Origin of the sequence: Pseudopedobacter sp. (genome assembly GCF_040392825.1) — a bacterium.
In the GTDB taxonomy this organism is placed as follows: Bacteria; Bacteroidota; Bacteroidia; order Sphingobacteriales; family Sphingobacteriaceae; genus Pseudopedobacter.
This window is the reverse complement of the sequence record NZ_JBEBVH010000282.1, coordinates 1-4,790: the sequence shown is the minus strand read 5'-3', so window position 1 is coordinate 4,790 and position 4,790 is coordinate 1. Positions and strand designations below refer to the sequence as shown.

Annotated in this window: 4 protein-coding genes; 3 read left to right on the top strand and 1 reads right to left on the bottom strand. The window is 36.7% G+C overall.

Going from position 1 to position 4,790, the window contains the following annotated elements; genetic code table 11:
• Together ABWO41_RS15475 and ABWO41_RS15470 are read left to right on the top strand one after the other, a co-directional pair.
• On the top strand, window positions 1–1,587 hold a 1,587-nt coding region (locus ABWO41_RS15475; RefSeq protein WP_353139991.1), incomplete at its 5' end, for a sialate O-acetylesterase.
• A gap of 10 nt (window positions 1,588–1,597) precedes the next feature.
• Window positions 1,598–2,278: a hypothetical protein gene (locus ABWO41_RS15470; protein WP_353139989.1), complete on the top strand. Its 681-nt coding sequence runs from the start codon at window positions 1,598–1,600 to the stop codon at window positions 2,276–2,278.
• A gap of 256 nt (window positions 2,279–2,534) precedes the next feature.
• Here ABWO41_RS15470 and ABWO41_RS15465 read toward each other — a convergent pair whose 3' ends face one another.
• Window positions 2,535–3,179: a DUF6266 family protein gene (locus ABWO41_RS15465; protein WP_353139987.1), complete on the bottom strand. Its 645-nt coding sequence runs from the start codon at window positions 3,177–3,179 to the stop codon at window positions 2,535–2,537.
• Between the two features lie 658 nt (window positions 3,180–3,837).
• On the opposite strand from ABWO41_RS15465, the gene ABWO41_RS15460 reads away from it, so the two are divergent.
• Window positions 3,838–4,790 (top strand): TonB-dependent receptor plug domain-containing protein (locus ABWO41_RS15460; protein ID WP_353139985.1); only part of this gene is annotated, 953 nt, incomplete at its 3' end.

Genomic DNA, 4,790 nt, shown 5'->3' with positions numbered 1-4,790 from the left:
AGTCCTGCGGCAACTTATAATTTTGTAACAGGAACAAATACCACGCGGATATTCAGTAATAATATCTTTTATGGTTATCATCCATCGAATGAACCTGCAGATCCATTCAAAATAACCTCCGATCCATTATTTGTAGATCCCGGAACAGCTACCACAGGATTGAATACTGTGGGAGGATATAAATTAAAACCTGGTTCGCCCGCCTTAGGCGCCGGAAAATTAATAGCTAACAATGGAGGTAGAGATTATTTTGGGTTGCCGGTTTCGGCAACAGCCAATCCTAATATAGGATTTTATAATGGAGAAGGTACTAATATAGCCCATCCCGATACCACTTTCCATCTCTATTTACTGATAGGTCAGTCGAACATGGCAGGCCGCGGAACAATTAGTCCGGAATATGCTGCAATGAGCCATCCACGAGTGAAAATGCTAAATGCAAATAATGAATGGGTAACGGCAAAACACCCGCTTCATTTTGATATAGCAAGTCCGGGAGTAGGGCCGGGACTGGAATTCGCCATTAAGATGGCAGAAGCCAATCCGGATGTTACAATAGGCCTGGTACCATCTGCAGTAGGAGCAACAGGAATAGACCTATGGCAACCGGGTGGGTATGACAGTGCAAAAGACGTTTATCCTTATGATGATGCTTTGGTGAGAGCAAAGCGAGCCATGTTAAGCGGAGTAATGAAAGGAATATTGTGGCATCAGGGAGAAGGAAATAGTAGTGAATCATCTTCCAATACATGGCCTGGAAAGGTAAAAGTACTTATAGATAGATTGCGATCAGAATTTGCAAATAATCAACTGCCTTTTATTGTAGGGGAATTAAGTTACGAACGTTCAAACTCACATTATATTAACGATAAATTGCCACAACTGGTGTCAGAAGTTCCTTACACAGCAATAGCTTCAGCTTCAGGTTTAACGGCATTTGATATTACTCATTTTGACAGTCCGTCCGCAACTATTCTTGGAGAAAGGTATGCTATACAAATGCAGAGTGTACAGTCTGCATTCAGCATGTCGCCAACAACACTAATCGCCTTTAATGCTTTTAAAAAAGCTGGGGAGATAGAATTAAATTGGATAACATCTCCCGGGGTGAATAAAGATTGGTTTGAACTTGAACGTTCTGCAGACGGGAAAATATTTACTCCTCTTGGGCGAGTAGAAGGAAAAATAAATACAAATATCAATACCATTTATCAGTTTTATGATCAAAAACCTGTGTCTGGAATTAATTACTATAGATTAAAGCAAACAGATCGCAACGGAAAATTTATATACTCGTCCCATGTTTCTGTTTACGATGTTTTATCTGATACTTTATTAAATTCTATTACAGTATACCCTAATCCAACCGATAATACAATTTTTATCAGATACCCGGAAATTGGAGATTTCAAAGCAAAACGTTTAATAGTTATTAACTCCGAAGGAAAGAAATGCGGAGAAAAAATTATTTATCAGGGAGAAGAAAAGAGTTATGATGTATCCTCTTTTACAGCTGGATTATACTATGTTGAATTAAGGGATTTATCAGGGAAAAGTTTGGGTAGAGCAAAATTTATTAGAAAGTAATAAAGCGCTCATGACAAATCATAGAAAGAAAAAAATGCTATTATTTATTCCTGTGCTCTTGCTATTTGCTATAGCAAGGGCACAGGATAAAGAAGAAATTGTAAAAGTGAACGGAATATCGGTTACCCTAAAAGAGCTGGATAGGGAAATGCAACGTTGCAGGTCCTTGGTAATTAGCAGGATAGTAAAAGAGTATCAAGTAAACGATATGACAAACTTTTGGGCTAAAAGCTATCATGGTAAACCAGCTGGGGAAATACTTAAGCAAAAAGCACTGGATACGCTGTTATTTTTTAAAGTTCAGGAACAGCTGTTAAAAAAGTGGAATCTGTGGCGATATGACACCTATACTGAATTACTTGAAGATCTGAAGAAAACAAATGCTTCAAGAGTTAAGGCAGAAAAAGAAGGTAAAGTAATTTATGGACCGGTAGAATATACCGAGCAAAGTTTTTTCGATTACCAGTTTGGTAATTCGATTATCAGGTTAAAAGAAAAACTGGTAGCAGAAAAAGTGTTACAGGCAGATGAAGCTAAGCTCAGGATGCAATTCGAAAAAATGAAAAAAACAGTTTATAAAAATAACGAAAAAATGGATGACTATAGAAAACAGATACATGCAGCTTATATAGAGGAAGCATACACAGCATATATTAATAGTCTTTTTAGGCAAGCAAAATTGAAAGAATAAAAATTAAAAAAAATACCAGTGGAATTACCAACTATAACCGGGAAACTCAAGCAAACTTTCTGAATATAAATTATTATGGTAATAGAATCAAAGTTGGAGATAAAATTAATATTGGAAGCTATAATGGGAAGAATTTATAATTTGTATTACATATCGTTAGATCACTTAATCAGTAATCAAACAGGTGATTATGTTCCGTTTTTACTACTTTTTTAAGAATAACAGATATAAAAAACAATATTTTTATTGATACAAATTATGCTTCGCACAATATACTCCCCAGATAAATACTATCTGATTGTCTGCTTCGGTCTGCAGCTACAAAAGCAATGTAAACCTCTACCTGTTTTCCCGCAAAACTATTCGGCAGTATCAACTCATCATGCCCCGATTTTCTAAAAGCGCCTGTGGTAATAAATATCGCCCTTCCCAGCTCCACACAGTAAGCCATTAGCATAGCCTGATCCTGCATAGACGTATCCACCATCTTTTCGGCCCTCCAGGTAAAATCAATGCTGCCTTTAGCCATGTTAAAAATAGCTGCTGTCTCGGCAGGAAGAGGAAGTTCTCCAACACTAAGTCTCATTTTCTCAGGAACTATCCGAAAATCAGAATCAATAGCTTCTATAGCATTTTTTAGCAGGTATGATTTTGCAGCAACAAAGCCTTCTGAAGTCGGGCTATAATCTTTAAAACCCACTCTTAAAAAAGGAGTCAATGGTTTTAACCATGCCTGTGCTTGCGCAAAACGTTTCCTGTTAGCCAATTCTGCATCAGAGACTTTTCCTGTTCTTTTTTTGGGCAGTGCCCGCATATAAGGAATACCCTTCCAGGTACAACCTACAACTGTTCCTACTTTACCCGTAAAAGGGCCATTTATTCCGGAGGTAAACTTAGCCATATATTCTTTTCTGTGAATATACTAATAATACATTATTTAAAGTAAAATAACAGGAAAATAAAAAAGACTTAACAGGAATAAAATCCGTATAATTTTCCTGTTATATCCGAGTAATGTCCCTGTAATATCCCTGTTAATATATAATAAATTTAGAATATATATAAGAGGATTAAAGAATTTAAGTTCCAAAAGCAAAGCAAACCGGCAGAATTGTATCCGGATAAAAGAACTGAATATTGTTTGAAATTATCGTTCAGACAGATAACCATTATTCAGGTAAATCAAGTCTATTAATATTCATACTTTTTATAATTAATCAGTGGTTCTTAAATCTTAAGGATTGGTGTACAAAAGAGAATTGGCTTTGCATACCATGATGGGGTAGTAAGCATACACCAGAAGCGTAAGGATTAATCAAAAAAAATAAAAAAAAATTTGGATTGGTAAAAAAAAGATCTACTTTTAGGTAACGTTACCGTAAAGTAGATCTTTTAGGTAATAAATGCACACCAAACTATAAACTTATTATCATGAAAAAACTGTGTTCTATAGTAAAAGAGCCCGCTGACTAGGTCCAGGCACAAAGGTTAAAGTTTTTATTTATTGTTGTCGTTTACGCAAACGATTAGTTATTAAGTATCTAATTAGATTATTAATTATGTTAACAAGGTGTTTGTACACAAAAGCAGGTGCCACGCTGGCCATTTTTATCTTTTTACCTTTTTTTATGATGGCTCAAGAGTTACGGAAGCTGTCGGGGGCCGTGATAGATGAAAATAATAAAGAGCCATTAGCAGGGGCAATAGTTAAGGTTCAAGGTACCAACCGGAGTGCGGTAACCTCAGTAAGTGGTGGTTTTCAGATTTCGGCGAAAACCGGAGAAGTACTGGTTATTTCGTATATGGGTTATAAAACACATACCGTACGAATAGGAGCTGGTTCCAATTATAACATAACGATGAAGCTAGACGAAAGGTCGTTAAGCGAAGTAGTTGTAATTGGTTACGGACAAGTCAACAAAATAGATCTTACAGGGGCTGTTGCACAAGTTAAATTACAGGACATGGAGAAAGCACCGGTCGGGTCTTTCGAGCAAGCTTTACAGGGGCGTGTTGCGGGGGTAGTAGTTTCTTCTACAGACGGACAGCCCGGAGAAGCGATGAATATCGTAATCAGGGGTGGAAACTCACTAACACAAAGTAACGCACCCTTATATGTAATTGATGGTTTTCCGGTAGAAGATGCTAGTAACTTAAGTATCAACCCGGATGATATAGAATCAATGAATATATTGAAAGATGCATCTTCTACCAGTATTTACGGTGCTAGGGGAGCCAATGGTGTAATTGTTATTGAGACAAAGAAAGGTAAAGTTGGTGCTCCTATAGTAACTTTTAACAATACTATAGGAATGCAAACTGTTCAGAAAACTATAGATATGATGAGTCCTTATGAGTTTGTCCAATATCAGATAGAAATGGACCCCACTAAGGCAAATCAATATTACCTTTCGGGATATGGAAAAACTTTAGAAGACTACAGGAATGTGGAGGGTATCGATTGGCAGGATCAGATATTTCGTACATCTTTAAACCGGATACATAATATTGG

Excerpts from the sequence above, each read along its gene's own strand:
- ABWO41_RS15470 (WP_353139989.1), top strand. The coding sequence starts at position 1,598 with ATGACAAATCATAGAAAGAAAAAAATGCTATTATTTATTCCTGTGCTC.
- ABWO41_RS15465 (WP_353139987.1), bottom strand. The coding sequence starts at position 3,179 with ATGGCTAAGTTTACCTCCGGAATAAATGGCCCTTTTACGGGTAAAGTA.